The 311-nt window shown below is 74.0% G+C and carries 1 pseudogene; it reads left to right on the top strand.

Annotated features, from left to right (window positions below):
* Nucleotides 1–115: 115 nt before the first annotated feature.
* Nucleotides 116–311 (top strand): annotated as a pseudogene (locus tag ACLBXP_RS25545) (L,D-transpeptidase); the annotation flags it as partial.

Here is a 311-nt window from a genome sequence, read left to right as displayed (position 1 = left end):
CGCGCAATCTTTGCTAGGAGGGCCTGAAGCGAGCTTGGCCGCAGACCGGCCCCGCTCCGGAACGGCCGTCGCGCCCCTCGCGGCCGCGCGCCGGCACAGGGGCGTCTCGAAACCCATGTCTCACACCATCCTGACGCGGCGCACGCTGCTCACCGGCTCGCTGACGAGCCTCCTCCTTGCCGGAAGCGGGCCCGGCGCCCTCGCGCAGCAGGGCGGCCCCCTGGCGGACGATGCCATCGACGGGTTCGGCGGCTTCGACGACGACCGCCTCTACCAGGACCAGAACGGGGCGCTCTACCGCCGCCGCGGCG

Source organism: Methylobacterium sp. A54F, assembly GCF_053346035.1.
This window is presented reverse-complemented; position numbering and strand designations above follow the sequence as displayed.